The 3,582-nt window shown below is 38.7% G+C and carries 4 protein-coding genes; 2 read left to right on the forward strand and 2 right to left on the reverse strand.

The window, feature by feature from the left end:
• The coding region (locus tag ABIQ28_RS14720) for a lysophospholipid acyltransferase family protein (protein ID WP_348038629.1) at positions 1 to 747 on the reverse strand (747 nt) is incomplete at its 3' end.
• Positions 748 to 833: 86 nt separating this feature from the next.
• A complete protein-coding gene (locus ABIQ28_RS14725; protein WP_348038631.1) occupies positions 834 to 1,475 on the reverse strand; it encodes a CoA pyrophosphatase in 642 nt (213 codons plus the stop codon).
• A 6-nt stretch (positions 1,476 to 1,481) separates the two neighbouring features.
• Here ABIQ28_RS14725 and ABIQ28_RS14730 point away from each other — a divergent pair, with 6 nt between their 5' ends.
• Both ABIQ28_RS14730 and ABIQ28_RS14735 read left to right on the forward strand, forming a co-directional pair.
• Positions 1,482 to 2,189: a peptidylprolyl isomerase gene (locus ABIQ28_RS14730; RefSeq protein ID WP_348038633.1), complete on the forward strand. Its 708-nt coding sequence runs from the start codon at positions 1,482 to 1,484 to the stop codon at positions 2,187 to 2,189.
• A 65-nt stretch (positions 2,190 to 2,254) separates the two neighbouring features.
• Positions 2,255 to 3,582, forward strand: a 1,328-nt coding sequence (locus ABIQ28_RS14735) for a M3 family metallopeptidase (RefSeq protein WP_348038635.1), incomplete at its 3' end; no start/stop codon positions are given.

The raw sequence follows: 3,582 nt of genomic DNA on the forward strand, positions 1-3,582 counted from the left end.
TGGAATGACTTTTAGGAATGATGGATGTTGCTCAATGGCGTATTCGATTTTTTCTACGATCTGATCGATAGTTTCATTTTCGTAATCGATAACCAAAGGCGCTTTAATCTCCATTGACTGAAGAATATTTTTCTTTTTGACGCGAAGTCCCTTTTTATCGAAAGAACGCCTAAACCCGTCAATCACAACAGGTACAACAATCGGTTTATAACGCTTTATAATATGCGCCGTTCCTTTTCGGATAGGTCTAAACGGTGTGGTGGTACCCTGCGGAAAGGTAATGACCCAACCATCATCGAGCGCTTTAGAAATCATGGTGATATCACTCATTTTGACCTGACGGTTCACTTCCTTGCCTTCTGCTCTCCACGTGCGCTCAATACTGATCGATCCCACATAGGCAAATATTTTAGGCAATAATCCCGACTTCATTGTTTCTTTGGCAGCAACGTAGTACATATTCAATTTCGGTTGCCATAAATAGCCGATATTCTTAATATTGTCCTCCCGATTACTCAAACTCGCGTTAAATACATGAAACATTGCGACGACATCAGCAAAATAAGTTTGATGATTGGAAATGAAAAGCACATTGGTATCCGGCAAATTTCTTATAACCTCAGAACCCTCAATTTGAAGTTCATTAAATCCTCTAAAACGTCTGTGAGTCACGGCTCCAAGGATACGAATGAGCCATTTCTTTACAAAAAGTATATGACCAAAAGGGTTTCTTTTAAATAATCCCATTATTTATATTTACGATTATGATATGCTATTTATGATGCGTATAACCTCAACATACCTGAAAAAACAAATTTAGTAAAATCTGTAACTTAGACTACTTTTTTTAACAAGTCTTTTATTTCGCTGAGCATCATAGCAGTTGCGCCCCAAACCGTATGTCCGTTTAACTTGAAAACCGGAACCTCCACCTCTTTTTCCAACGACGTCATCAACATTTGTGAGCCAACATTATCATCATCGAGAAAATCGTCAAGCGTGACTTCAATCAAATCTTCAACCTCATCATCTTGTTTCAAAAACTGGGGTGTTTGGAGGGTAATGCCCAAAAAAGGATACACCATAAAATTACTTGGCGGAATATAAACCCACGTCATCGCCTTCAAAACCGTCATGCTTTCAATAGGCACACCAACTTCCTCAAAAGTTTCCCGAAGTGCCGCATATTCCAGTGACGGATCTTCCTTTTCCAACTTTCCGCCAGGAAAACCGACTTGGGCAGAATGTACGCCACTATAGGTTTTTCTTAAAATCAAAATCAATCGTGTACGTTGCTCCAGATCAGGATAGAACAAAGCCATCACCCCTGCTTTTCGGGCGTCTTTTATGATTTCCTTTTGTTGCTCGATGAGTTGGATCCGAAAGGAAGGCGACATTTTAACTTGTGAAGCATGCCCTGGAAGTGGAATATGTTCTATTTTTGAGATCGATTTTAAAAAAGTATCAAAATTCATTTAGATATGAGAATTTTAATGGTCATTGGCGTATTTTTTATGCTTCTTAACTGTGAAGATAAACAATCTCGGCAAAAAAATAATAATTCTACTCCGGATTCCTTAACTACGGAACACCTCCAAGTCAAGAAAGACACATCTAAAAAAATGCAACGTGAATACCCAAAACTCACGGACAAAAATGCGATGAATTTCTTTCTGGAATACGAAAAAGAAAACAAGGAAAACAAAGTCCGCATTACTACCGATTTTGGAACGATCGACATTCAACTGTTTGATGAAACCATGTTCCATCGTGCCAATTTCATTTTCCTGATCAAACAAGGTTATTTTGATAATACCCAGTTTTACCGCATCGTCAACAATTTCGTCATTCAAGGTGGGAATAGCGATGACATAGCAATTGCCGATAGACGCACAAAAATTGGAAAGTATTTATTGCCTCCAGATACCAAACGCGGATTTCTACACGATCGCGGTGTGATCAGCATGCCTAGCAGCGAGATTGAAAACGCCTATAAATTGGCTTCTCCGTACGAGTTTTTTATTGTCCAAAAACAAGGCGGTGCCCATCATCTGGATGGCGAATACACGGTATTTGGAAAAGTGATCCATGGGATGGATGTCGTGGATACCATAGCAGCTCAAAAAACTGATGATGGCGAATGGCCATTAACCAACGTTTATATCCGAAAAATAGAAATTATAAATTAATTAAGAAAATTGAGTCTTTAAATCAATATCTTGGAACTCTTTAAAAATCAACACTAAAAAAACAAATGACAAAAAACAATTTAAAACACCTTAAAACTTTGAGTTTATGTGCGCTTATTGCTTTTTCAAGCTGTAAGAACGAAGAAAAAAAGGAAGACACTATGGCTAAAAATGACAATGCCTTACTTCAAGAATGGACAGGCCCTTACAATGGCGTTCCTGCATTTGACAAAATGAAAGTTGAAGACGTCAAGGGAGCTATGGAAAAAGGCATGGAACTTGGATTGGCAGATATCGAAAAAATCGCCAATAATCCTGAAGCACCAACTTTTGAAAACACTATTGCTGCAATGGAACGTTCTGGAAAAGAACTCGAACGCGTTTTTACCTATTACGGGATTATGAGCAGCAACGTCTCTTCTCCTGAATTTAGAGACCTTCAAGCGGAATTAGCGCCTAAGCTATCAGAGTACAACTCTAAAATTTCGCAAAACGAAAAACTGTTTCAGCGTATTAAAGCAGTTTATGAAGCCTCTCAAACAACACCTTTAGAAGCCGATCAACAACGTGTGGTTGACTTGACCTATAAAAGCTTTGAAATGAATGGCGCTAACTTGGATGCTGAGAAAAAGAAGCGTTTCGCTGAAATCAACAAAGAGCTTTCGTCAATTTACACCAAATTCTCAAACAACGTTTTACATGATGAAGAAAATTATGTAACGTATTTGAATGCGGATCAAATCGGTGGGCTTTCTGAATCTTTTGTGAAATCGGCTGCTCAAATTGCTTCGGAAAAAGGACAAGAGGGGAAATATGCGATTACGAACACGCGCTCATCAGTTGATCCATTTTTAACTTATTCTACGGAACGCGAATTGCGCAAACAAGTATGGAACAATTACTATTCCCGTGGCGATAATAATGACGAATTTGACAACAAAAAACTCATTGCTGAGATCTTAAAACTCCGTAAAGAACGCGTTGGACTGATGGGCTATGATAACTATGCTGAGTGGCGCTTACAAGATCGTATGGCAAAAACTCCAGAAAACGCCATGGATTTGATGATGGCTGTTTGGCCAGCTGCTATTGCAAGAGTTAAAGAAGAAGTAACGGATATGCAAGCTGTGGCGAATGCCAGTGGCGACAACATTACGATTGAACCATGGGATTACAGATATTACGCCGAGAAAGTACGTCAAAAGAAATACGATTTAGATAGTGAAGAAGTAAAACAGTACCTACAACTTGACAAATTGACACAGGCCTTATTTTACACTGCTGGACGCTTATTCAATTATGAATTTACCCCAGTTGCAGAAGGATCTGTGCCTGTTTTTCATGAAGATGTAAAAGTTTGGGATGTTACTGATAAAGATTCTGGAAAACATAT

This window comes from Gelidibacter sp. (genome assembly GCF_039916245.1).
Classification (GTDB): domain Bacteria; phylum Bacteroidota; class Bacteroidia; order Flavobacteriales; family Flavobacteriaceae; genus Gelidibacter.